The organism is Agromyces seonyuensis (assembly GCF_009789225.1).
Taxonomy (GTDB): Bacteria; Actinomycetota; Actinomycetes; order Actinomycetales; family Microbacteriaceae; genus Agromyces; species Agromyces seonyuensis.
In genome coordinates this window covers 1-23436 of record NZ_WSTA01000063.1, presented here as the reverse complement: position 1 = coordinate 23436, position 23436 = coordinate 1, and the positions used below count along the sequence as shown (strand labels likewise).

General features: G+C 73.3%; 18 protein-coding genes. 6 read left to right on the top strand and 12 right to left on the bottom strand.

Going from position 1 to position 23436, the window contains the following annotated elements:
* Both GB864_RS13240 and GB864_RS13235 read right to left on the bottom strand, forming a co-directional pair.
* Positions 1-1288: MFS transporter (locus GB864_RS13240; protein ID WP_160425793.1), on the bottom strand; the 1288-nt coding region annotated here is incomplete at its 3' end.
* Positions 1285-1893: an ArsR/SmtB family transcription factor gene (locus tag GB864_RS13235; protein WP_160425792.1), complete on the bottom strand. Its 609-nt coding sequence runs from the start codon at positions 1891-1893 to the stop codon at positions 1285-1287. The genes GB864_RS13235 and GB864_RS13240, both read right to left, overlap by 4 nt.
* Before the next feature lie 173 nt (positions 1894-2066).
* On the opposite strand from GB864_RS13235, the gene GB864_RS13230 reads away from it, so the two are divergent.
* The 4 genes from GB864_RS13230 (at position 2067) to GB864_RS13215 (ending at position 7177) form a co-directional block, all read left to right on the top strand.
* Positions 2067-3491, top strand: coding sequence for an MFS transporter (locus GB864_RS13230; RefSeq protein ID WP_160425790.1), 1425 nt, complete (start codon positions 2067-2069; stop codon positions 3489-3491).
* A 32-nt stretch (positions 3492-3523) separates the two neighbouring features.
* Complete coding sequence (locus GB864_RS13225; RefSeq protein ID WP_160425788.1) at positions 3524-5200, top strand: aminotransferase class V-fold PLP-dependent enzyme; 1677 nt, start codon at positions 3524-3526, stop codon at positions 5198-5200.
* A gap of 107 nt (positions 5201-5307) precedes the next feature.
* Positions 5308-6171 (top strand): methyltransferase, encoded by an 864-nt coding sequence (locus GB864_RS13220; RefSeq protein ID WP_236779104.1) that lies wholly within the window; start codon positions 5308-5310, stop codon positions 6169-6171.
* A 19-nt stretch (positions 6172-6190) separates the two neighbouring features.
* Entirely contained in the window at positions 6191-7177 is a 987-nt protein-coding gene (locus GB864_RS13215) for an acetylxylan esterase (protein WP_419672790.1), read from the top strand.
* A gap of 259 nt (positions 7178-7436) precedes the next feature.
* Here GB864_RS13215 and GB864_RS13210 read toward each other — a convergent pair whose 3' ends face one another.
* The 7 genes from GB864_RS13210 to GB864_RS13180 form a co-directional block, all read right to left on the bottom strand.
* A complete protein-coding gene (locus GB864_RS13210; protein ID WP_160425786.1) occupies positions 7437-8597 on the bottom strand; it encodes an ROK family transcriptional regulator in 1161 nt (386 codons plus the stop codon).
* Between the two features lie 141 nt (positions 8598-8738).
* Positions 8739-9824 carry an ABC transporter ATP-binding protein gene (locus GB864_RS13205; RefSeq protein ID WP_160425784.1) on the bottom strand — a complete coding sequence of 362 codons (1086 nt, stop codon included), beginning with the start codon at positions 9822-9824 and terminating at the stop codon, positions 8739-8741.
* Positions 9821-10876, bottom strand: a complete 1056-nt coding sequence (locus tag GB864_RS13200; protein ID WP_160425782.1) for an ABC transporter permease — start codon at positions 10874-10876, stop codon at positions 9821-9823. The genes GB864_RS13205 and GB864_RS13200 overlap by 4 nt, the downstream gene beginning before the upstream one ends.
* A gap of 125 nt (positions 10877-11001) precedes the next feature.
* Entirely contained in the window at positions 11002-11982 is a 981-nt protein-coding gene (locus GB864_RS13195; RefSeq protein ID WP_160425780.1) for an ABC transporter permease, read from the bottom strand.
* Positions 11979-13133, bottom strand: a complete 1155-nt coding sequence (locus GB864_RS13190; protein ID WP_160425778.1) for an ABC transporter ATP-binding protein — start codon at positions 13131-13133, stop codon at positions 11979-11981. Before GB864_RS13190 ends, GB864_RS13195 begins: the two co-directional genes overlap by 4 nt.
* Before the next feature lie 302 nt (positions 13134-13435).
* Positions 13436-15103 (bottom strand): ABC transporter substrate-binding protein, encoded by a 1668-nt coding sequence (locus GB864_RS13185; protein ID WP_336603997.1) that lies wholly within the window; start codon positions 15101-15103, stop codon positions 13436-13438.
* Between the two features lie 132 nt (positions 15104-15235).
* Positions 15236-17845: a beta-glucosidase family protein gene (locus GB864_RS13180; protein ID WP_336603996.1), complete on the bottom strand. Its 2610-nt coding sequence runs from the start codon at positions 17843-17845 to the stop codon at positions 15236-15238.
* Between the two features lie 130 nt (positions 17846-17975).
* Here GB864_RS13180 and GB864_RS13175 point away from each other — a divergent pair, with 130 nt between their 5' ends.
* Positions 17976-18611 carry a TetR family transcriptional regulator gene (locus tag GB864_RS13175; protein WP_202107214.1) on the top strand — a complete coding sequence of 212 codons (636 nt, stop codon included), beginning with the start codon at positions 17976-17978 and terminating at the stop codon, positions 18609-18611.
* 87 nt (positions 18612-18698) lie between these two features.
* Here the strand turns inward: GB864_RS13175 and GB864_RS13170 are convergent, their stop codons facing one another.
* Complete coding sequence (locus tag GB864_RS13170; RefSeq protein ID WP_160425774.1) at positions 18699-19673, bottom strand: ArsR/SmtB family transcription factor; 975 nt, start codon at positions 19671-19673, stop codon at positions 18699-18701.
* Positions 19674-19728: 55 nt separating this feature from the next.
* Here GB864_RS13170 and GB864_RS13165 point away from each other — a divergent pair, with 55 nt between their 5' ends.
* Positions 19729-21207 (top strand): MFS transporter, encoded by a 1479-nt coding sequence (locus GB864_RS13165; protein ID WP_160425772.1) that lies wholly within the window; start codon positions 19729-19731, stop codon positions 21205-21207.
* A 54-nt stretch (positions 21208-21261) separates the two neighbouring features.
* Here GB864_RS13165 and GB864_RS13160 read toward each other — a convergent pair whose 3' ends face one another.
* Together GB864_RS13160 and GB864_RS13155 are read right to left on the bottom strand one after the other, a co-directional pair.
* On the bottom strand, positions 21262-22887 hold the full coding sequence (locus GB864_RS13160) for an acyl-CoA dehydrogenase family protein (RefSeq protein WP_160425770.1): 1626 nt from the start codon (positions 22885-22887) through the stop codon (positions 21262-21264).
* A gap of 143 nt (positions 22888-23030) precedes the next feature.
* Positions 23031-23436, bottom strand: a 406-nt coding sequence (locus GB864_RS13155; RefSeq protein ID WP_236779102.1) for a MarR family winged helix-turn-helix transcriptional regulator, incomplete at its 5' end; no start/stop codon positions are given.

Sequence of the window (23436 nt, the reverse complement as noted above, 5' to 3'; positions counted from 1 at the left end):
GGGTCCCTAAGTGCCTGGACTTCAGTCCAGTGCTCTTCCGACCCCGCCCCGCCCGGCGCGCCGGGAGGTAGAGCGGCGCGGCGAGCGCGAGCACGAGCGCGCCGAGGAGCATGGCCGCGCTCGTCGAGACGGCGCCCGCGAGCGCGGTGAGCACGATCGCCCCGAGCGACCCGGCGGGCTGGGCGACCATCGAGCTGAGCGAGAGCACGCTCGCCCGGTTCGGGCCGTCGACCTCCCGGTGCAGGAGCGTCTGGTGCAGCGGGTTCGACGCCCCGTGCACGAGGTAGCAGGCGAGGAACCCGGCGATGAGGCCGACCGGCCCCGCGACGAGGCCCATCACCGCGACCGCGGCGCCCTGAGCGAGCCGCAGCACCGCGGCGCCGGCGGCGACGCCGATCCAACGCCCGAGGAGCGGGGCCAGCGCGGCCCCCGCTGCGGAGACGCCCCACGCCGCCGCGCCGACGGGGCCGAGCAGCGCGGCCGCTCGATCCGCCCCGCCGACCAGCTCGGCCAGCCGCACGGGCGTCAGCGACTCGAACGCGATCATGCCGAACCCCCAGCTCACCTCCACGACCACGAGCGCGAGGAGCACCCGGGAGCGTCGCAGCAGTCCGAGCGCACCCCCGATCGCGCGCGGCACGCCGCCGAGGGAGGTGCGGAAGGCGCGCGCGCCGGTCGCCCCGCGCGCCTCGCGCAGGAGCACCGCCGTGGCCGCCAGGTGCACGATCTCGAGGATGCCCGCCGCGACTACGGGCACGGCGAGCGCCGGGATCTCGACCGACCCGATCCGCCAGGGACCGAGGGCGACGAGCACGCCGCTCGCGAGCGAGCCGAGCGCGATCGCGACGCCGAGCACCGCGCCGCCCGCGCCGAGTCCGCGCTCGAGCGGTGCATGCGGATCCTCCGCGAGCACGGCATCCGCGTACCAGGCCTCGAGCGGCCCGGAGTCGAGCGCCCGCGAGACGCCCTGCACGATCCACACGACGAGGAACAGCCAGGCCGTGTCGGCGACGGCCATGAGCGCGTAGGAGGCGAGCGCGAAGGCTCCGGCAGCGACGAGCACGGGCCGTCGGCCGATCGCGTCGGCGAGACCGGCCGTGGGGAGTTCGAGCACGAGGACCACGAGCCCCTGCGCCGCGACGACGAGCCCGACCTCGGGCAGGGTGAGGCCGCGTTCGAGCATGAGCAGCGTCGTCACCGGGATGATCAGCCCGGTCGGCAGCCAGCGCAGGGCGAGCACCGCGAGGTAGCGGCGGAGCGCCCGACGGGAGTCGAGGACCGCGCTCATGCCGGCGGTCCGGGTTCGCGGCGGGCGCTGTCGACGCGCGGGTAGACGAGGGTGGCGACGATCACCTCACGCGCGTCGGGCTCGTCGGCGGGCGCTTCCCGCTCGTAGCGCTCGAGCAGCGCCCAGACTTCGTCGGTGAGGGCGCGCAGCCGGTCGGGTCCGATGTGCAGCTTGAGATCGCCGGGGCCGGCCGCGTCGCGCCAGTCCGCAGTGTCGGCGGGCGCCGCGTCGAGCCAGGCCTCGAAGCCGTCGAAGGCCTTCCTGGCCGCCCAGCGCTGGAACCAGTCGTGGGCGGCGGCCGCGTCCGGGTCGCCTTCGAAGTCCCGGGCGCTGAAGTCGGAGAAGTCGTGCGCGGCCCGCCACCAGCGTTCGCGCCCGCCGGCGTCCGGCCGGTCCTCCTCGACCACGAGGCCGACGTCGGCGAGCCGGCGCAGGTGGTAACTGGTCGCACCGGTGTTCGTGTCGAGAGCACGGGCGAGGGTGGTCGCGGTCGCGGGGCCGTCGAGGCGCAGCGCGCCGAGCAGCCGGGCCCGCAGCGGGTGCGCGAGGGCGCGCATCTGGGTGCCGTCGAGGCGCACCGTCGTGAAGTCGTCGTGGTCGGACATGTTTGCACGATAGTTATGCATCACTATTCTGCACAAGTTCTCTGCACCGTTCGTCCCCGACGGGGCCCCGCGCCGCGGCCGGCCCGGGGGTACAGTGCTCGGGATCGACGCGGATCGCCATGGCGAGGCGCGTCGACACCGGCCGTTCACCCGTCGAAGGCAGACTCCCCCGCATGTCCCCGCACCCGAGCCCCGAGGCATCCGCACCCGACCCCGTCGCGCCCACGCCGCCGCCCACCGCCAACACCGGCGCGATCGCGGTCATGGGCCTCGATCTGCAGGAGGGACGCGTCGTCCCGCGCAAGCAGGTCGCCTCGTGGGCGCTCTACGACTGGGCGACGCAGCCGTTCAACTCGGTCATCCTGACGTTCGTCTTCACGGCGCTCTACCTGACGACCGACACGTTCCTCGACCCGTCGGTCGCGGCCCTCGGCGAGGGCGACCCGCGCTACGAGCGCGGTCTCGCCGACCTCGCGAGCGGTCTCGGTCTCGCGATCACGATCGGCGGCATCCTCATCGCGCTGCTCGCGCCCGTGCTCGGGCAGCGCGCCGACGTGGCCGGTCGACGCAAGGCCTGGCTCGGCGGATCGACGATCCTGCTCGTCGCGAGCATGCTCGCCCTCTTCTTCGTCGAGGGCGCGCCCGCCTACTTCGCCCTCGGCGTCGGCCTCATCGCCGCCGGCAGCGTCTTCAGCGAGATCGCCGGCGTCAACTACAACGCCATGCTCGTGCAGGTCTCCAACCCGAAGACCATCGGCAAGGTCTCGGGTCTCGGCTGGGGTCTCGGGTACATCGGCGGCATCATCGCGCTCGTCCTCGTCGTCGTCGCCGACACCTTCGACTGGTGGGGGATGTCGACCGACAACGGTCTGCCGTTCCGCATCATCGCGGTCGGCTGCGCGATCTGGGCCGTCCTCTTCGCCTGGCCGATCTTCGCCTACGTGCCCGAGGCGCCCCCGGCCGTCGCCCGCGAGAAGGTCGGCTTCTTCGCGAGCTACGGCGTGCTCGTGCGCGACATCCAGGGACTCTGGCGGCACGCACGCCCCACGTTCTGGTTCCTGCTCGCGAGCGCCGTGTTCCGCGACGGGCTCGCGGGCGTCTTCGCGTTCGGCGCCGTCATCGCGAGCGTCGCGTTCCACTTCACGAGCACCGAGGTGCTCGCCTTCGGCGTCGCGGCGAACCTCGTCGCGGGCGTCGCGACGATCCTCGCCGGTCGCTTCGACGACCGCTTCGGGGCGCGCGCGGTCATCCTCACGGCCCTCTCGGGGCTCGTCGTCGCCGGCCTCGCGGTCTTCTTCCTCCATGACGACGGCAAGACGATCTTCTGGATCTTCGGCCTCGCCCTCTGCATCTTCGTCGGCCCGGCTCAGGCCGCCTCGCGGTCCTTCCTCGCCCGCGTCACGCCCGCCGGGCGCGAGAGCGAGATCTTCGGCCTCTACGCGACGACGGGCCGCGCTGCGAGCTTCCTCTCCCCCGCGCTGTGGTCGCTCTTCATCGCGATCTCCGGCGCGACCTACTGGGGCATCCTCGGCATCATCCTCGTGGTCGCCGCGGGTCTCGTGCTGATGCTCTTCGTGAAGGACCCGCACCGGGTCTGAGGACCACAGGCGGAACGGCTACCCTCGACCCCATGCCGGCCGAACACCCCATCCTCGCGCGCATCCGCGAGTCCGTCATCGGCGACGACCAGGAGATGATCGGGCCCTTCGGGCCCCGTCGCGTCACCTACGCCGACTACACGGCGAGCGGTCGCTCGCTGGGCTTCATCGAGGACTTCATCCTCGGCGAGGTGCTGCCCCGCTACGCGAACACGCACACCGAGGCGAGCGGCACCGGGCTGCAGACCACCCGGCTCCGCGAGGACGCCCGCGCGGCCATCGCGAAATCCGTGCACGCGGGCGACGAGCACGCCGTGATCTTCGCCGGCGCGGGCTCGACGGGCGCGATCAACAAGCTCGTCGGCATCCTCGGCATCCGCATCCCCGCCGACCTCGACCGCGAGTACGGCCTCTCGGCGCGGATCCCCGAGGAGGACCGCCCCGTCGTCTTCATCGGACCCTACGAGCACCACTCGAACGAGCTGCCGTGGCGCGAGTCGATCGCGGACGTCGTGACGATCCGCGAGACCGCCGACGGCCACGTCGACCTCGACGACCTGGCGGCGGAGCTCGAGCGCTTCGCCGCGCGCCCCCTGAAGATCGGCTCGTTCTCGGCGGCGAGCAACGTCACGGGCATCCTCACCGACACGGCCGCGATCACCCGCGTGCTGCACGAGCACGGCGCGCTCGCGTTCTGGGACTACGCCGCCGCGGGGCCCTACATCGACGTCGACGCGTCGAGCGCGGACGCGATCTTCCTCTCGCCGCACAAGTTCATCGGCGGGCCGTCGACGCCGGGCGTGCTCGTCGTCCGGCGCAGCATCCTCACCAACTCGGTGCCCGACACCGTCGGCGGCGGCACGGTCGCCTACGTGAACCCGCTCGAGCACCGCTACCTCGACGGCGCCGAGCACCGCGAGGAGGCCGGCACCCCGGCCATCATCGAGTCGATCCGCGCCGGGCTCGTCTTCGCCCTCAAGGATGCCGTCGGCGTCGAGACCATCCACGAGCTCGAGCGCGGCTTCCTCGACCGGGCGCTCGCCCGCTGGAGCGAGCACCCCTCGATCGAGATCCTCGGCAACCCGTCGGCGGAGCGCCTCTCGATCGTCTCGTTCGTGATCCGCCGCCCCGACGGCCGCTTCCTGCACCACAACGCCGTCGTCGCGATCCTCAACGACCTCTTCGGCATCCAGGCGCGGGGCGGATGCTCGTGCGCCGGGCCGTACGGGCACCGGCTGCTCGGCATCGACCTCGAACGCTCGCACGCGTTCGAGCGCGAGATCACGGGCGGCTGCGAGGGCATCAAGCCCGGCTGGGTGCGCGTCTCGTTCAACTACTTCATCAGCGACGCCGTGTTCGACTACCTCGTCGAGGCGGTCTCGCTCGTCGCCGACCACGGCCATAAGCTGCTCGGCCAGTACCGTTTCGAGCCAGACACCGGCCTGTGGAAGCACCGCGACGGCCCCGTCGAACCGCCGCTGCGCCTGCGCGACGCGTTCTTCGACGACGAGGGCAAGCTCGTCTTCCCCCGCCACGACGACCGCGCGCCCGAGTCGGCGCTCGCGGGCTACCTCGACGAGGCGCGCGCGCTCTTCGCGTCGCTCGACGAGCCCGACGAGGATGCCGCGCGCCCGGCCGACGCCCGGCTCAGCCCCGACTTCGAGCAGCTGCGCTGGTTCCCGCTGCCGACGATCTCGCTGGAGCACTGACGGCCGCCGCCGCGGCCGAGTGGCCGGCCGCCGATGCACCCGGTGACCCGGCCGAGCTGGACGCCGCCGGGGAGCCGGCCGCCGATCTCGTCGCGCTCGTCGCCCGCTTGCGCGCCACCGGGTCGGTCTTCGCGGAGGAGGAGGCCACGGTGCTCGTCGAGGCCGCCGGCGGGGATGCCGCGCGTCTCGAGTCGCTCGTCGCCCGCCGGGTCGCGGGCGAACCACTCGAGCCGCTCGTGGGCCGCGTCGAGTTCGCCGGATTGACGCTCGCCCTCGGCCCCGGCGTCTTCGTGCCGCGCGCCCGCACGGAGCTCGTCGCCCGCCTCGCGGCGGCCCGCGCGGCCGCGCTCCTCGCGTCCCCCGCATCTCCCGAGTGGGTAGGTCCGGCGGGTGCGGGACGTCCCGCACCCGCCGGACCTACCCACTCGCAGGGATGGTCGGCGCAGGGCGGCCCGGCGGTCGTGCTCGACCTGTGCTGCGGAGTCGGGGCCGTCGCGGCGGTCGTCGCGGCGCGGGCGCCGGGCACCCGCCTCCTCGGGAGCGACCTCGACCCCGTCGCCGTCGAGTGGGCGCGGGCGAACCTCCCTGCCGAGACGACCGTGGTCGCCGGGGATCTGTTCGCGGCGCTGCCGCAGGGCATCCGGGGCGGGATCGACGTCGTCGCGGTCAACGCGCCCTACGTGCCGACCGCCGAGATCGCGAACATGCCTGCCGAGGCCCGCGAGCACGAACCGCACGCGACCCTCGACGGCGGCCCCGACGGGCTCGACCTGCACCGGCGGATCGCCGCGGCGGCGCCCGAGTGGCTGCGGCCGCACGGCGCGGTCGTCATCGAGGCGTCGCGACGGCAGGCGCCCGTCTCCGCGGCGATCTTCGCGGCGGCAGGCTTCCGGACCGCCGTCGTGGTCGACGACGACGTCGACGGCACCGCCGTGATCGCCGTGCGCGGTGCGCGGCACTCTCCCGAATGAACCGACCGAACGGAGCACCATGGCGCTGAACTTCACCGACCTGACCCTCGAGGAGCTCGAGGACTACCGTCCGGACCTGCCGGAGCCCGGCGGCCTCGACGCGTTCTGGAACTCGACGATCGCCGAGGCGCGGGCCGCCGGCGGCGAGGTCGTGCGCACCCCGCTCGACGGCCCGATCGCGGAGCTCGTCATCGAGGACCTCGTCTTCCCCGGCTTCGCGGGCGACCCGGTGCGCGGTTGGGTGATCCGGCCGAAGGACGCCGCACCACGCGCGGCCGTCGTGCAGTTCATCGGCTACGGCGGCGGTCGGGGGCTGCCGGGCGAGCACCTCGGCTGGGCGTCGGCGGGGTACGTGCACGTCGTGATGGACACGCGCGGGCAGGGCAGCGGCTGGGGCGGGGGCGGCGGCACCGCCGACCCGCACGGCTCCGGGCCCGCAGCGGCGGGCTATCTGACGCGCGGCATCGAGTCGCCCGAGACGTACTACTACCGCCGCGTCTACACCGACGCCGTGCGGCTCCTCGATGCCGTCGCCGCGTTCCCCGAGGTCGACGCCTCGCGGATCGCCGTCACGGGCGTCAGCCAGGGCGGCGGCATCTCGATCGCGGCCGCCGCGCTCTCCTCGCACGTCGCCGCCGTCATGCCCGACGTGCCGTTCCTCTGCGATTTCCCCCGCTCGACCACGCGCACGCCGCTGCCGCCGTTCACCGAGGTCACGAAGTACCTGTCCGTGCACCGCGACCGCGTGGCCGACGTGCTCGCGACGCTGTCGTACTTCGACGGCGCCGTCCTCGCCTCGCGGATCAGCGCGCCCGCCCTCTTCTCGGTCGCCCTCATGGACGACGTCGTGCTGCCCTCGAGCGTGTTCGCGGCCTACCACCGCCTCGCGTCGACCGACCGCGAGATCGAGGTCTACGCGCATAACGGCCACGAGGGCGGCGGCCCGTTCCAGTGGCTGCGGCAGACGTCGTGGCTCGCGGATCGATTCGGCGCGCCGCTCGCCTGACGGCGAGCCCGGCATCGGCTGCCGGCCGCCTCAGGCGGCCCGTTCGACCCGGATGTCGCGGTCGCCGTCGGATACCCCCCGGTTCCGACGGCGACCGCGGCCGCGCTGAGCGCGGTTTCCCCCTAGGAAGCCGCGACAAGACCCCGAACCCGAAACGGAGACCTGCAGCGGCTCTCCGACCGCCGAAGGGGCGGTGCGGCCAGCGCTTGCTGGTGGAGCAATGCTCCGTTGTCGGCACCGCTTTTGTCAAGTTCTGAAACTAATGTTCAGCGAGGAGTTCCCGCATCGCCATCACGGCGGCCGCGCGCGCGTAGAGATCGAAGTGGAACAACGGCCGTTCGATGCGCACGGAATCGGCGGTTCGGCCCTCCAATCCGTCGGCGAGACCCTGCCGGAACACCTCCGGCGCGAGGTCGAGGCAGTGCACTCCCTCGCCCGTCACCGCGACGGCATCCGGGTCGACGGCGTTGACCGCGTCGGCGACGGCGATGCCGACGGCGAAGGCCGCCCGTTCGAACGCGGCGCGCGCGCCCGGCTCACCCAGCACCGCCCGCCGGACGGCCTCGGCGTACTCGCCGGGGGCGACGCCCGCGCCCTCCTCGATCGCCGGGACCGTCGCGAAGCTGTGCACGCAGTCGAGGTGGCCGTTCGCGCAGGGTCGGCCCTGCGCGCCCAGGACGGCGCCGATGCGCGAGTGCCCGACCCGGCCCGCCAGGCCGTGCGCGCCGACGTGCAGCTCGTCGTCGAGCACGATGCCGGAACCGATGCCCGCGCCGACCCCCAGCACCACGAGGGGCGAGTGACGCGGGCCGCCGAACCAGTGCTGCGCCCCCGCCAGGGCGTTGACGTCGTTGAAGACCGTGACCGGCGCCGAGGTGTGCTCGGCGACGCGGCGGGCGAGCGGCACGCCGTCCCAGCCGAGGAAGCCCGAGCGCCGGAGGATCGACTCGCCGCCTTCGACGACCACGTCGCCCGCGACCGCGATGCCGACGGCCGACGGGTTGTCGAGGTCGCCGAGCAGGCCGTCGCCCGCGGCGATCCCGATTTCGAGCGCCTCGTCGAAATCGCGGGACGGCAGGGGCGTCGACGTCTCCGCGATGAGGCTGCCGCAGAGGTCGGTGAGCACGAGGTACACGTGCTCGGCGGTGTACTTGACGCCGAGGAAGACGGCGGCCCCGGGACGCGGGCGCAGCACCTCGGCGGGGCGGCCGCGCGCGCCCGGGCTCTCCGGCTCGCCCTCGAGCACGAGGCCGGCGTCGAGCAGCACCCGCGAGATGCGCGTGAGGCTCGCCCGGGACATGCCGACGCGCTCGGCGAGGCGCACGCGCGACTGCGGTCCGCGGCGCACGAGTTCGAGCAGCACACGGCGCTCCGCGGCGCCGAGCGCTGCAATCCGGGTGTGCTCCGCGCTGATCGTCATCGCCGGCGCCGCGAGCCGAGTTCGTTCATCCCCTGAACAATAGTCACCGACGGCCCGACGACACCCGTTGCACGAGAAATCGCTCATCCGCGCACTCGGCCGGGTCCGGTCCGACCGCGCCCGTCGCCGCCCTCCGAGCACTCACCGCGTCAGGGCGAGCTCGAGCGGCACCGGCTGCGCACCGTCGTGGAGGTGGCACGCGACGCGGCGCGCCGTGGCGTCGCCGGGCACCGCCGTCGGTCCGAGTTCGGGCTCGACGGCTTGGCAGCGCCCGAGCGCATGCGGGCAGCGCGCCGCGAAGCGGCATCCGGCGGGCGGGTTCGAGAGGTCGGGCGGTGCGCCCGGGATGCCGGCGAGCTCCGTCTTCGGCCCGCGCAGCGGTGGGAACGAGGAGAGCAGGCCCTTCGTGTACGGATGCCGCGGTCGACGGTAGAGCTCCTGGGCCGGCCCCTGCTCGACGATCTCGCCCGCGTACATGATCGCGATGCGGTCGGCGATCTCGATGAGCAGCGAGACGTCGTGGGTGATGAAGATGACCGAGAAGCCGAGGCGGTCGCGCAGTTCGGCGATCTGCTCGACGATCTGGCGCTGCATGACGACGTCGAGGGCGGTCGTCGGCTCGTCCATGATGAGCACCTGCGGCTCGAGGGCGAGCGCCATCGCGATCATGACGCGCTGGCGCATGCCGCCGGAGAGCTGGTGCGGGTAGGAGCGCAGGCGGTCGGGGGCGATGCCGACCATCTCGAAGAGCTCCGCCGCGCGCTCCGTCGCCTGCGCCTTCGACCACTTCGGGCGGTGGGCGAAGATGCCGTCGACGATCTGCCGCCCGACGCGGAACACCGGGTTGAGCGAGTTCATGGCGCCCTGGAACACGATCGCGGTGTCCTGCCAGCGGCTCTGCCGGAGGCGGGCATCCGTCATGGCCAGCACGTCCTCGCGGCGACCGTCGCGGCCCGTGAACCACACCTCGCCGCCGGTGATGAGCCCGGGCGGCGGGAGGAGCCGGGTCGCCGCGTACGCGAGCGTCGACTTGCCGCAGCCGGACTCGCCCGCGAGGCCGAGCACCTCGCCGCGACCGAGCGAGAGCGACACGTCGCGCAGCACGTGCGTCGGGTTCGCGTCGAAGCCGTAGTCGACCGAGAGGCCCCGGATGTCGAGGACGGGATCGGCGACGAGCGCGCCGGCGGGGGCGGGGGCTCCGGCCCCGGCCGTGTCGGTGGAGGTCATGCGGTCGGCTCCTTCCGAGTCCGAGGGGCGGCGGGGTGGGCCGTGCGCACGACCGGCGTGAAGCCGATGCGCGGCACGATCCTCCGGCGCTTGAGGGAGCGGGCGTTCGCGCTCGTCGAGCGGAGCCGCGGGTTCACGAACTCGTCGATGCCGAAGTTGATGAGGGTCAGTGCCATGCCGAGCAATGCGATGCAGAGACCGGCCGGCACGAACCACCACCACGCGCCGCGCTGGAGGGCGAGGTTGTTCTGCGCCCAGAAGAGCACCGTGCCCCAGTTCCAGTCCGACACGGGCGTCACGCCGATGAAGGCGAGCGTGATCTGCGAGAGCACCGCGAAGGTGACGGTGCCGACGAAGCCCGAGGCGATGATCGCCGTGAGGTTCGGCAGGATCTCGAACAGGATGATGCGGTGCGAGCGCTCGCCGTTCGCCCGCGCCGCCTCGACGAAGTCGCGCCGCCGCAACGAGAGCGTCTGCGCCCGCAGCACGCGGGCGCCCCACGCCCACCCCGTCACCGCGATGACGAGGGCGACCGTCAGGCCGCCCGCGGCGGGCAGCTGCCCCGCGATGATGATGATGAGCGGCAGCTGCGGGATGACGAGGAAGATGTTCGCGAGCGCCGAGAGCGTCTCGTCGCCGGCGCCGCCGAGGTAGCCGCTCGTGACGCCCACGATGATGCCGAGGACGGTCGCCGCGATGCCCGCGACGAACCCGACGAGCAGCACGTAGCGGGTGCCGACGATGAGCTGCGAGAGGATGTCGCGGCCGAGGTGATCGGTGCCGACCCAGTGCTCCCACGACGGCGGTTGCAGGAGCGCCTGGCTCGGGGCATCCGGGTCGTAGGGGGCGATCCACGGCCCGATGATCGCGATGAGCGTGAAGAAGGCCAGGATGCCGATGCCCCACAGCGCCTTCGAGCTACGGAGGAACAGCAGCCGCGGCGGCTTGCCGGCCGCCCGCCGCTTCGGCGTCGAGAAGAAGCCGGTCTTGGGCGCCTGCGACTGCCGCGCCAGTTCATCGGCCTCGGTGACGAGGTTCGCGTCGACGGTCATGGTCTCTCCTCCGGTCGTTCGAGGAAGGAAGGGCGCGAGTCGTGCACGTTTCAGCCCTCCTGCCGGGTGCGCGGGTCGAGGATCCCCCGGTCGGCACAGTCACGAAGTCGGCGATACTCCACGTTTCAGCCCTCCTGCCGCGTGCGCGGGTCGAGGACCGCATAGACGAAGTCGGCGATGATGTTCGCGGCGAGCACGGACAGGGTGATCACGAGGAAGCAACCCTGCATGAGCGGGTAGTCGTGCGTGGAGACGGCCTGGTAGAGCGTGTACCCGATGCCCTGGTAGCTGAAGATCATCTCCATGATGAGCGTCCCGCCGACGATGAAGCCGAGGGAGAGCGCGAAGCTCGAGATCTGGGGCAGCACCGCGTTGCGGGCGGCGTAGCCGAACATCACGGCGCGGGCGGAGAGGCCCTTCGCGTGGGCGACGGTGACGTAGTCCTCGCTCGAGACGGTGACCATCATGTTGCGCATGCCGAGGATCCAGCCGGAGATCGAGGAGAGCACGATCGTCAGGGCCGGCAGCGTGCCGTAGTAGATGACCGACGAGATGAACGGCCAGTCGAAGGCGGGCACGAGGCCGCGGTCGTACGACCCGCTCGAGGGGAACCAGCCGAGGTTCACCGAGAAGATCGCGACGACGATGAGGCCGAGCCAGAAGTACGGCACGGTCGAGAAGAACGTCGTGATCGGCAGCAGCGAGTCGGCCCACGTGCCGCGCCGCCAGCCGATGGCGGTACCGACGAGGGTGCCGATGGTGAAGGCGATGATCGTCGAGATGCCGACGAGGCCGATGGTCCACGGCAGGCCCTGCGCGACGACGTCGGCGACGGGGGTCGGGAAGAACGTGAACGAGAGGCCCAGGTCGCCCTGGAAGAGCAGCTTCCAGTACTGGACGTACTGGTCCCAGAGGCTCAGCGAGTCGTCGAGCCCGAAGAGGATGCGCAGCGACTCGGCCGCCTCGGCGGGGATCTTGCCCTGGTTCTTCGCGATGATCGCGGCCACCGGGTCGCCCGGCAGCAGCCTCGGGATGATGAAGTTGATCGTGACCGCGGCCCAGGCCGTGATGACGTAGAAGATCGAACGGCGCAGCAGGAACTTCATCGCACGCCCTCCTCGGCGCTCGGGCCGTAGGCGACGGATGCCTCGGCGGCGGCGCCCGAGGGCTGCACGGGCTCGTCGGGCTCCTCGGCGAGGTGCGGCACCTCGATCGTCGGGCGCTCGCCGTACGCCTCGCCGACGTCGCCGAGCACGGGCCGGTCGACCCGGTCGCTGTAGCCCCAGCACGCGACGGTGCGGCCCTCGCCGACCTCGGCGAAGGGCGGCAGTTCGGTGCGGCACAGCTCGGTCGCGAACGGGCAGCGGGGGTTGAAGCGGCAGCCGGCGGGCGGGTTGACGAGGCTCGGCGCCTCGCCGCGGGCGCCGCGGGCGCGGTCGGCGAGGTCGTCGGGGTTCGGCGCTGAGCGCACGAGGAGCTGCGTGTACGGGTGCAGCGGGTCCTGCGTGACGGACTCGCTGTCGCCCGTCTCGACGATGCGGCCCGCGTACATGACGAGGGTGCGGTCGGCGAAGTAGCGGGCGGACGCGATGTCGTGCGTGATGTAGAGGATCGCAAGCCGGAGCCGGTCGCGCAGGTCCTTCAGGAGGTTCAGGATGCCGAGGCGGATCGACACATCGAGCATCGAGATCGGCTCGTCGGCGAGGAGCACCTCGGGGTCGGCGGCGAGGGCGCGGGCGATCGCGACGCGCTGGCGCTGGCCGCCCGAGAGCTCGTGGGGGAACTTGTCGAGGTAGCGCTCGGGCGGGGTCAGGTGCACGCGCTCGAGGAGTCCCTGCAGCTCGGCCTCGAGGGCCTGGCCGCGGAGCCGCCCGTGGTGGATGCGGACCGCGCGGGTGAGCAGGTAGCGCACCGTGTGCACGGGGTTCAGCGACCCGAAGGGGTCCTGGAAGATGAGCTGCACGCGTGCCACGTAGCGGCGGAACGCGCGGCGGCTGCGCACGCGGGCATCCTCGCCGTGCAGTCGCAGTTCGCCGCCCGTGGCCGGCATGAGCTGCGCGAGCAGTCGGGCGATGGTCGACTTGCCGGAGCCGGATTCGCCGACGAGGGCCACGACCTCGCCGTGGCGCAGGACGAGGTCGACGTCGTCCACCGCGTGGACCACGCCGCGGCCGCGGTGCGAGAAGTGCTTCTGCAGCTGGATCGCCTGGAGGACCGGTGCGGTCTCCGGCGGCGCTGCCGGGTTCGGGTGGGTCATGGCTCCATCACCATCGTTCGGAGGGGGTCCCGCTGGTCGAGTAGCGACGGAGTCGCGTATCGAGACCTGGTGAGGCGACCTTACGGGGTCTCGATACGGCGCTCGCGCGCCTGCTCGACCGGCGGAGGAGGGTTCGGAGGGGGTCCGCCGGTCGAGTAGCGACGGAGTCGCGTATCGAGACCTGGTGAGGCGAGCTCATGGGGTCTCGATACGGCGCTGCGCGCCTACTCGACCGGCGGGAGGCGCTGCGCGCCTACTCGACCGGCGGGAGGCGCTGCGCGCCTACTCGACCGGCGGATCGGTCACTCCGAAGCGGGCGTGAGCTTCATGAGGATCTGCGCCGCCTGCGAACCGGTCGGCTGCGGCTGGTTGTACGGGTCGTCCTCGCTCGGCCAGCCGACGTAGTTCGCCGTCGAGTACTGGGCGGTGGCGGGGCGCGACCAGATGGCGAGCGCGGGCACCTCGTCGACGAAGACCTGCTGGATCGTCTCCAGCGCCGCGTCGCGCTCGGCCTGGTCGGACGCCGAGGCGTACGCCGCGAACGCCGCGGTCGCCTCGTCGTTCTGGAAGCGGCCGAAGTTCCAGTTCGCCGGCGTGCCGAGCGGCTGGTACTGGGCGCCGTCCATCATGTCCGCGTACATGTCGAACGGCGTGGCGCCGCCGTCCGTCCAGTGCAGCGATGCCTGGAAGTTCCCGGGCGGGATGACGTCGGCGAACCAGGCATCCTGGTTGCCGGCCTCGACCGTCGCGACGGCGCCGAGCTCGGCGGCGGCCGTCTTGATGAGGTCGAGCGCCGTCAGGTAGTCGTTCCAGCCGGCGGGGTTGATGAGCGTGAAGGTCACGTCCGTGCCGTCGGGGTCGACGAGCTGCTCGCCGTTCCAGGTGTAGCCGGCGTCGGTGAGCAGCTGGCGCGCGCCCTCGACGTCGACCTCGAAGTCCTGACCCGCGAACGCGTCGGCGAGGAAGTCCTCGCCGGCGGGCAGCGGCAGGCCGGTGACGTTGGTGAGCGCGGGGTTGACGCCCGAGGTGGCGACCTTCACGAGGTTCTCGCGGTCGACGACCATGTTGAGCGCCTTGCGGAAGGCCAGGTCGTCGAAGGGCTTCTCCTCGTTGTTGAGGAAGAGCGCGTCGATGCCGAGGCCGGCTGCGGCGTACTGGTGGTTGTGCTCCGGGTCCTTGGCGATGTAGACGTTCTCGTAGTCGGCGATGAACGTCCAACCCCACTGGGCCTCGCCCGTGGTGAGGGCCGTCGTGAGCGCGTTGTTGTCGTTGTACGACGAGTAGCGGATCTCGGGGACCTCGGGCTCGCCGCCCCAGTAGTCGTCGCGGGCGACGACGGTGGCCGCCTGCGGCGTCCACGACTTCAGCGTGTACGGGCCGGTGCCGACGGGCTCGGTGTTCGTCCAGGTCGTCGGGTCGTCGACGTCCTTCCAGATGTGTTCGGGGACGATGAGCAGGTCGTAGAGCTTGGCCTGGTTGACGAACTGCGGGGCCGAGAAGGTCACGGTCACGGCGTCGCCGTCGGACTCGACCGACTCGTACGGCAGCGCGGCGGTGTTGAGCGCCTCGTTGTCGATGCGGAGCTGGATGGAGAACGCGATGTCGTCGGCGGTGAAGTCCTCGCCGTCGGACCACGTCACGCCGTCGTGCGGCGTGATGACGGCCTGCGTGTAGTCGTCGTTCCAGTCGACGGAGTCGGCGAGCCAGGGCAGCGGGTCCTCGGACGGCTTCGCGTCGTTGACCATCATGAGCGGCTCGTAGATCACGAACGCGTAGCCGAGCGACAGTGCCGAGGAGCCCGTGGCGAACGGGCTCTGGTTCTCGGTCTGGGTGCCGTTCGGCATGCCCACGGTGAGGACGGCGCCTTCGCCGCTGTTGGCGTTGCTGTTGGCCGACGAGCAGCCGGTCATCAGCATCGTCGCTGCGGCGAGTCCCGCCATGACGGCGACGATCTTCCTGCGGTGGTTCACGAGTGCCTCCTTGCATCTCGATTGGTGCTGCGGTGTCCGGTTGGACTGGGGATCGGTGGGAACGGTGGGAACGGTGGGAACGGTGGGAACGGTGGGAACGGTGGGATTCGGGTCCGGCGGATGCCGGTCGGCTCAGCCCTGCGGCCCGGGCACGCGGTGCCCGGCGTCGAGGCGGAGGTCGAGGACGGAGCGGCCGACGTGCAGCCGGTACCCGCCGGGCGGGAGCTGCCACTCCCGGTCATCCGTCGCCCAGTGCTCGAGCGAGCGCCGGGCGATGGGGATGTCGATGGCGACCGTCTCGCCCGGCTCGGCGTCGACGACGGCGAAGCCGGCGAGCCATCTGAGCGGACGGCCGAGGACGTCGGCCTCGGCCGACAGGTAGGCCTGCACGACCTCGCGGCCGGGCCGGGCTCCGATGTTGCGGACGGCGACGCGGGCGAGGAGCCCGCCGTCCTCGGTCGGCGCGAGATCGAGGGACTCGTAGGCCCAGTCGGCGTAGCCGAGTCCGTAGCCGAACGGCCGGGCCGGCTCGGCGTCGGCGCGCAGCCAGCCGCGGTGGCCGACGTCGACGCCCTCGTCGTAGTCGACGTAGCCGTCGACGGGGAGGCCGTGCAGCACGGGCACGTCGGCCTCGGCCGCCGGCAGCGTCCAGGGGAGGCGGCCGCTCGGCTCGATCGCGCCGGTCAGCACCGCGGCGAGCGAGGTGCCGGCCTCCTGGCCGGGGAGCCACCACCAGAGCGCGGCGGGCACGTCGTCGAGCCAGGGCAGGATGACGGGCGCGCCGGCGTTGACGACGACGACGGTGCGCGGGTTCGCAGCGACCGCACGGCGGACGAGTTCGTCCTGCCGGCCGGGCAGCGCGAGGTCGGGGCGGTCCCACCCCTCGGACTCGGTCTCCGGGTTCGTGCCGACGACGACGATCGCGAGGTCGGCGGCGGCGGCCGCGGCGACGGCTTCCGCCAGCTCGTCCTCGACGCTCGGGCCGGGCACGCGGTGGTGCAGGTGCAGGCGCACGAACCGGCCGTACGACTCCCCGTCGACGATCTGCACCGTGGCCTCGAACTCCGCGGTGCGCGGGGCCTCGGCGACGAGCGCGACCGTGACGGCGGGCGGGTTCGAGTACGACGAATCGAGGATGACCTCGGCCCCGACGACGCGCGCGGACTCGGAGACGACCGCATCGTCGACGACGAGCCGGTGGGCGCCGACCGGGCCGACCTCGAGGTCGTGGCGGCCGGGCTCGGGCAGCGCGATGCTCGTGCGGATGCGGGCCGAGACGGCGCCGATGTCCTCGACGGGGAACCAGATGCGCTCGGCGTCGGGCAGCGTCCACGAGCCACGGACCTCGCCGTCGGCGCCGAGCAGCTCGACGAGGAGGCCCGGCTCCCCGTTCGGCGCGGTCAGGCGGCCCGCGGCGGGCGCGGGCGCCTTGCGGAGGGTCGCGCCGCCGCGGGCGACGATGAGCTCGGCGCCGGGGAACGCGGCCCGGAGGGCATCCGCCGGCAGGCTCACGAGCGGGGCCGGCACGAAGGCCGAGCCGCCGCCCTGGGTGAAGGGTTCGATGGCGTTCGCGCCGAGGAGGGCGATGCGGCGGGGAGCCGACTCGACGGGCAGCACGGGAACGCCGGCCACGGGCTCGTTGCGGAGGACGACGGTGCCGCGGGCCGCGAACTCGACGAGTTCCGCGCGCACCTCGGGAGCGTCGGGTTCGCGCACGACACCGCCGTCGTCGGAGAGGTCGACGCGACCGGCCTCGCCGGAGAGTGCGCCGACGCGATCGGCCAGGAGCAGGATGCGGGCGACCTTCTCGTCGATGAGGCGCTCGCTCACGCGGCCGTCGCGGACGGCGGCGGCGAGGGCCTCGCCCCACGGTCCGCCGGGGCCGGGCATGACGAGGTCGAGCCCGCCGAGGGCCGATTCGACGGTCGATTTCGTCGCGAGCCAGTCGCTGACGAGCACGCCGTCGAAGCCCAGTTCGCCCCGCAGCAGCCCCTCGACGAGCGGGGCGTGCTCGGTCGCCGTGGCCTCGACGCCGTCGTAGCGGGCGCCGTTGTAGGCGGCCATGATGCTCCACGCGCCGGCCTGCACGACGGCCTCGAACGGCGCGAGGTAGACCTCGCGGAGCGTGCGCTCGTCCATGCGGGCGAGGTACTCGGTGCGATCGGTCTCGGTCTCGTTGCCGATGAAGTGCTTGACGCACGCCGCGACGCCCTGCTCCTGCAGCGACTCGACGAAGGCGACGGCGAGGCGCGCGGTGAGCAGCGGGTCCTCGCTCAGGCACTCGAAGTGCCGGCCGCCGACGGGCGAGCGCTGGAGGTTGACGACGGGGGCGAGCACGACGTCGACGCCCTTGCGGCGGGCCTCGTCGGCCATGAGCCGACCGATGCGGCGCTGCAGGCCCTCATCCCACGTCGCGGCGGACGAGCTCGGCGCGGGCAGGGCGGCGGCGACGCGCTCGTCGTCGCCGCGGACGCCGATGGGGCCGTCGCTGACGGTGACGGTGCGCAGGCCGAGCTCGGGGATCGCGGTGAGCGTCCAGGTGCCGGCGCCGGTCAGCAGGGCGACCTTCTCGTCGAGCGGGAGGGCGCGGGCGCGGTCGAGCACGTCGGGGTCGAGCCCGGGGGCGGTCCGGACCTCGGCGGGCCGGAGCCCGGCGGGCGCCGGGTTCGGGTTGCCCGCGGACTCGGCCGGGGCGGACGGTGCCGCTTCGGTCGGCACTGCGGGGGCGGGGATGTGGCTCACGCCTAGACTCCTTGGAACTCGTCGTTGAGTGTCGGGGATCATGGTGACACACTTACTGACTTGTAAGTAAGTGTGTTCATCACGGTTCGATAACGTGCTGGACGAGACCCGACTCCTGGAAGGACCGCCCGTGGCCGACACCGCGCCCGCCCGCACCGCCGCAGCCGCCGATCGCGTGCGCAAGCCCCAGGCCCGCACCGCCGAGCGACGCGAGGCCATCCTCAAAGCGGCCATGGACGTCTTCGGCGCGAACGGCTACCACAAGGGCGCATTGGCCGAGGTCGCCGAGCAGGCCGGGATGACCCACGCCGGCGTGCTCCACCACTTCGGCAGCAAAGAGGGACTGCTCGTCGCGATGCTGAAGTACCGCGACGGCAACGAGGTCGCCGGCGTCCCCGCCCGAGCGCAGACCGAGGGTCCCGCCTTCCTCCAGCACCTCGTCGACACCGTCGAGGAGAACACGCACCGCCGCGGCGTCGTGCAGGCGTTCGCCGTGCTCTCGGGCGAGTCCGTCACCGACGGGCATCCGGCCCACGACTACTTCCAGGACCGCACGTCGGTGCTGCGCGCCAAGATCGCCGGCGTCCTCGGGGAGGTCTCCGGCAATCGCGACGAGCGCTCCCTCGCGGACGCGGCGAGCGCACTCATCGCGATCATGGACGGCCTGCAGGTGCAGTGGCTCCTCGAGCCCGACGCCGTCGAGATGCCGCGCATCGTCGCGGCGACGATCGACCGGCTCGTCGCCGACCTGACCGCCGCCGCCTGACCGCCGCCGCCTGAGCGCCGGCGCGCCCGGCGCCGGAGCGGGCGCGGGCCGCCGGTCCGGCATCCGGCTGGTGAGTAACCTCGCGGGTCAGGCGAGCGTCGTCGCCGTCGGGTCGGCCGCCAGCAGCGCCGTGCCGAGCGGCGAGCGCAGGTAGAGGATGCTCCGCCCGTAGCGACTCGAGGTGAGCAGGCCGGCAGCGCGGAGCGCGCGGAGATGCTGGTTCACGGCCGACGTCGTGACGTCGAAGCGCACGGCCAGCTCGGTCGAGGAGGCGGGCTCCCCGAGCGCCCGCAGCAGCACGGCGCGGGTCTCGCCGAGGACGCCCGCGGCGGCGCCGGGGTTCAGCGGCCGCTCCGCCTCCCACAGCGCGCCCTGGCCGCGAGCGGGGTAGAGCAGCAGCGGCGGCCCGTCGCCGACGGGCGCCGAGGCGTTCGCGGTGAACATCGTCGGGATGAGGGCGAGCCCCTCGTCGCCGACCTCCCGGCGCCGGGGCGTCGGGTCGGTGAGCCGGATGCGCAGCTCCCCGTGGTCGTACTGCACGCGCGGCGAGAGCCCGCCGAGCATCTCGGCGACGCCGGTCTTCGCGACGAGGCGGGCGCGATAGGCGATGTCCGCCTCGAGCACGGCGCGGATGCGCGGCCAGAACGGCTCGAAGGCCGCCGCCCAGAACTCGCCGAGCGCGGCGACGACCCGGGCGACCGCCGCCTCGTGCGGCCCGTCGAGCACAGCCGGGACGTGGCCGTGCACGGCCACGAGGTCGCGGCGGAACTCGGTCGGATCGATCGCGGCGAGCGCCGCGAGCTCGTCGTCGATGCGGGTGAGCGGGGATCGCGGGCGCGGGTTGACGAAGTCGACCGTCCAGCCCCGATCGTCGATGAGGGCGTCGAGGACCTCGTGGTCGAGCCCGGCGCGCGCCGTCTCGGTACGGCGCAGCCAACCGAGCTGGAGCGGGTAGCGCGCGGGGTTGCGGATCATGCGCAGCGAGAGCCCGAGCTCCGTGAGCGGGGAGAGCCCGAATCGGATCGCGCCCACCGCCTCGTCGGAGAGAGCGTACGTGAGCATGAAGCACAACGCTACATCGATTTCGCGCTCGTGCGCCCGTTGCCAACATCGTCCCGTGCCACCGCAACTGACCGAACCCGAACCCGACACCGCCGCGGTCCCCGTCGTCCCGACCCCCGCCGACGCGCCCGCCGGGGACGCCCGCCCCGCCCCGTCCGGCCGGGCTGCACGCCTCCTCCGAGCCGTCTTCGGCGACCTGTCCAACCCGGTGCTGCGCATCCTCGTCGCCGCGACGCTCGTCTCCCGCGTCGGCCGCGGCATCTTCCTCGCGGTCACCGTCCTCTACTTCAGCCTCATCGTGGGCCTGCCCGCGGGCGAGGTCGCGGTCATCCTCGCCGCCTCGAGCTTCGCCGGGCTCATCGGCGGCTACCTGGGCGGCCGCCTCGCCGACTCGTTCAGCGCCCGTCGGCTCCTGCTCATCGGCTCGACGCTCGAAGGCGTCGGCCTGCTCGGCTACGCGTTCGCCCACGACTTCGCCTCGGCGCTCGTGGTCGCGGTGCTCGTCGGCGCCTTCGGCCAGGCGACGAACACGACCCGCACGACGATCGTCGCCCGGGCCTTCGACCCCGAGCACCGCGTCAAGGCGCGCGCCGCGCTGCGCACCGTCACGAACCTCTCGATCGCCGTCGGCGGGGGCCTCGCCGCCATCCCCCTCGCGGTCGGCACGGCCGGCGCGTACCGCGCGCTCATCGTCGTCGCCGGGCTGCTCTACCTCGTCGCGATCGTCCGCCTCGTGCGGCTGCCTCGCTGGGTGGATGCCTCGCCGGCGCCGGCCGCGAGCCCGGAGGCCGATCCCGCCGCGCGCCCCGTCGCGGACGAGGCGGACCCGGCCTCGGCGCTGCCCGTCGACCCGGCGGAGCCGGACCTTCCGGCCGACGCTGCCGCTCCCGCGCCGCCCGCCGAGGCATCCGGGGCTCGGCCGCGCTCGCCCTGGCGCGACCCCCGCTACCTGCTGCTGACCCTCTGCAGCGCCGTGTTCGGCATGCAGTTCGCGGTCGGCGAGCTCGCCGTGCCGCTCTGGATCAGCCACGACACCGACGCCCCCGAGGTGCTCGTGTCGGCGCTGCTGCTGCTCAACACGGCGCTCGTCGTGTGCTTCCAGGTGCCCATGTCCAGGCGCACCGACGACCTGCGCGTCGCCGGCCGCGTCTCCGCGATCGCCGCCTGGCTCATGGTCGGCGCCTGCGCCCTCTACGCCTCCGCGGCCGGCGGCGGCCTCTGGATCGCCGTCGTCGTCATCCTCGCCGGTGCGATCGCCCACGCGTTCGCCGAAATCCTCTCGCAGGCCGGCGGCTGGGGGCTGAGCTTCGAGCTCGCCGACCCCGAGCGCCCCGGCGCCTACCAGGGCGTGTTCTCGATGGGCTGGTCGATCGGCGGCATGGTCGCGCCGTTCCTCATCACCGGCACGACCGGCGCCCTCGGGGTGCCCGGCTGGGGCATCCTCGCCGCGATCTTCCTCGCCTCCGGGCTCGGCACGTGGGCCGTCGCCCGGCACGCGGCGCGCACGGCGGGGGCTGCTCCGGCGCGGGCCTGAACCCTGCCGGCACCCGTCCCGGTTCCCGCCGGGCCGGGCGTCGGCCGCGTCCCCTCAGGCCCGCGCGACGATCGCCGCGAGGTCGAGCGAGGGCTCGAGCGCGCCGTACTCGAGCGAGCGGTCCGCGCCGAGGCGCGCGGAGACGAAGGCGTCCGCGACCGGCGCGGGCGCCCGCGCGATGAGCACGGCGCCCTGCAGGGCGAGGGCGAGCGACTCGCACACGCGGCGGGCCAGCGCCGGTGCGGCATCCGGATCGGCGGCGGCCCGGGCCAGCAGCCGGCGCGTCGCGGCGACGTGCGCGTCGTAGGCGGCGTGCTCCCCGAGCGCCGACGCGAGCTCGCGGTCGACCGCCTCGAGCGAGTCGGGCTCGCGCGCGATCGCCCGCAGCACGTCGAGGGCGATGACGTTGCCGGAGCCCTCCCACACCGCGAGCACCGGTTGCTCCCGGTAGCGGCGCGCGAGCGGGAACGTCTCGGTGTACCCGTTGCCGCCGAGGCACTCGAGCGCCTCGTAGGCGTGGTTCGGCCCGCGCTTGCAGATCCAGTACTTGCCGACCGCGACGGCGAGGCGACGGAAGGCTGCGGACTCCGCGTCGTCGGCGTCGTAGGCCGACGCCAGCCGCAGACCCGTCCAGGTCGCCGCCTCGGCCTCGAGCTGGAGGTCGGCGATGACGGCGGTCATCGCGGGATGGTCGACGAGGGTGCGGCCGAAGGCGGCGCGGTGCCGCACGTGCCAGGCGGCCTCGGCGACCGATTGGCGCATCCCCGCCGCCGTGCCGAGCACGCAGTCGAGCCGGGTCTGGGCGACCATCTCGATGATCGTGCGCACGCCGCGGCCGGGCTCGCCGACGAGCCAGCCGACGGTCTGCTCGAGCTCGATCTCCGAGGACGCGTTGGATTTGTTGCCGAGCTTGTCCTTGAGGCGCTGGATGCGGAAGACGTTGCGCTCGCCGCCCGGCAGCACGCGGGGCACCAGGAAGCACGAGAGCCCCTCGGGCAGCTGCGCGAGCACGAGGAACGCGTCGGACTGCGGCGCCGAGCAGAACCACTTGTGGCCGGTCAGGCGGAAGGTGCCGTCCCCGGCGTCCACCGCCCGGGTCGTGTTCGCCCGCACGTCCGAGCCGCCCTGCTTCTCGGTCATCGCCATGCCGAAGATCGCCGAGGCCTTCGTCGCCGGGTTGCGCAGTCCGGGGTCGTAGACCCGCGAGAACGTGCGCGGCACCCAGTCGGCGGCGAGCGCGGGCGAGGCGGCGAGGGCGGGCACGACCGCGTGGGTCATGCTGACCGGGCACGCGTGGCCCGCTTCGACCTGGGCGAACAGCATGAAGGATGCCGCCCGCGCGACGTGCGCGCCCGGCCCCGGGTGCGACCAGCACGACGTGTGCGCGCCGTGGGCGATCGCGGCCCCCATCACCCGGTGGTACGCCGGATGGAACTCGACCTCGTCGACCCGGTCGCCCCACCGGTCGTGGCTGCGGAACACCGGCGGGTTCGTATTCGCGAGCTCGGCGTCGCGCTGGAAGTCGGCCCGCCCCACGAGCGCGCCGATCGCCGCGAGGTCGTCGGCCGCCCAACCGGCTCCGAATGCGCCCACCGCCTCGACGAGCGCGCGGTTCGTCGTGAACTCGTCGACGTCGACGCGCGGCGGCGCCTGGTTCAGAACCTCATGGGTGCTCGTCATCGATCCTCCCGGGCGCCAGGACACCCCATTTCCGCGGTCGGCGCAAGCCGGATGCCGGTTCGCCCGGTCGAGAGTCCGGCCTGGTCGGCGGGGCCCGCGCCCGTCGTTCCGGCCGGGCGGGCGAGCCAAGCCAGGTGCAGGGCTCAGGCGCGCCAGGCGTCGGCGAACTTGCGCAGCAGCCGCGCGAACTCGGTGCGCTCGTCGTCGGTGAACCCGGCGAGCGCGGACTCGACCGCCTCTCGGCGCCGCCCGAGGGTCGAGTGCAGCGCCGTCCGTCCCGATTCCGTGATGGCGAGGATGCTCCGGCGGGCATCCGCGGGGTCGACGTCGCGACGCACGTGACCCGACTCGACGGCCGCGCGCACGAGCCGGCTCGCGCGGGGCTGGTCGACGCCGATCGCGTCGGCGAGGCCGTTGACCGACTGCGGTCCGGCGGCCGCGAGCACGGCCAGCAGGCGCAGGGCGGCGGGGCCGCCGCGGCCGTGGGGGCCGTGCCCGTGCTCGCCGTGACCCCGTTCGCCGTGGCCGCGCGGGCCGCCCTCGTGGTCG

Excerpts from the sequence above, each read along its gene's own strand:
- GB864_RS13235 (WP_160425792.1), bottom strand. The coding sequence starts at position 1,893 with ATGTCCGACCACGACGACTTCACGACGGTGCGCCTCGACGGCACCCAG.
- GB864_RS13230 (WP_160425790.1), top strand. The coding sequence starts at position 2,067 with ATGTCCCCGCACCCGAGCCCCGAGGCATCCGCACCCGACCCCGTCGCG.
- GB864_RS13225 (WP_160425788.1), top strand. The coding sequence starts at position 3,524 with ATGCCGGCCGAACACCCCATCCTCGCGCGCATCCGCGAGTCCGTCATC.
- GB864_RS13215 (WP_419672790.1), top strand. The coding sequence starts at position 6,191 with ATGGCGCTGAACTTCACCGACCTGACCCTCGAGGAGCTCGAGGACTAC.
- GB864_RS13210 (WP_160425786.1), bottom strand. The coding sequence starts at position 8,597 with ATGACGATCAGCGCGGAGCACACCCGGATTGCAGCGCTCGGCGCCGCG.
- GB864_RS13205 (WP_160425784.1), bottom strand. The coding sequence starts at position 9,824 with ATGACCTCCACCGACACGGCCGGGGCCGGAGCCCCCGCCCCCGCCGGC.
- GB864_RS13200 (WP_160425782.1), bottom strand. The coding sequence starts at position 10,876 with ATGACCGTCGACGCGAACCTCGTCACCGAGGCCGATGAACTGGCGCGG.
- GB864_RS13195 (WP_160425780.1), bottom strand. The coding sequence starts at position 11,982 with ATGAAGTTCCTGCTGCGCCGTTCGATCTTCTACGTCATCACGGCCTGG.
- GB864_RS13190 (WP_160425778.1), bottom strand. The coding sequence starts at position 13,133 with ATGACCCACCCGAACCCGGCAGCGCCGCCGGAGACCGCACCGGTCCTC.
- GB864_RS13170 (WP_160425774.1), bottom strand. The coding sequence starts at position 19,673 with ATGCTCACGTACGCTCTCTCCGACGAGGCGGTGGGCGCGATCCGATTC.
- GB864_RS13160 (WP_160425770.1), bottom strand. The coding sequence starts at position 22,887 with ATGACGAGCACCCATGAGGTTCTGAACCAGGCGCCGCCGCGCGTCGAC.